Genomic DNA, 247 nt, shown 5'->3' on the forward strand with positions numbered 1-247 from the left:
GTGTTGGATATACAAGAAGTGTCTTACACAGCATTCAGCGGTTTTTATAACACGCTTTCTAAACTCTCAGCGGCTAGCACATAGCTGCCGCCTAAACGTATAACGTGCGTTGGCGTATGGATCCGCACTAAAGATAGCACTAGCCGAGTCGACTCTTGCGAGATGAACACCGGAGACTCACCCCAAAAGGTTACCCCAGCTAAATCAAACCGACTGCGAGTACTGTTAATCTCACCCAAAAAGTGAG

1 protein-coding gene is annotated in these 247 nt (G+C 47.4%); it reads right to left on the reverse strand.

Features of this window, described 5'->3' with window-relative positions:
- Positions 1–44: 44 nt before the first annotated feature.
- On the reverse strand, positions 45–247 hold a 203-nt coding region (locus AAEZ00_RS21885), incomplete at its 5' end, for a hypothetical protein (protein WP_351090120.1).

It is taken from the genome of Shewanella sp. S1-49-MNA-CIBAN-0167, from assembly GCF_040310145.1.
Taxonomy (GTDB): domain Bacteria; phylum Pseudomonadota; class Gammaproteobacteria; order Enterobacterales; family Shewanellaceae; genus Shewanella; species Shewanella psychromarinicola.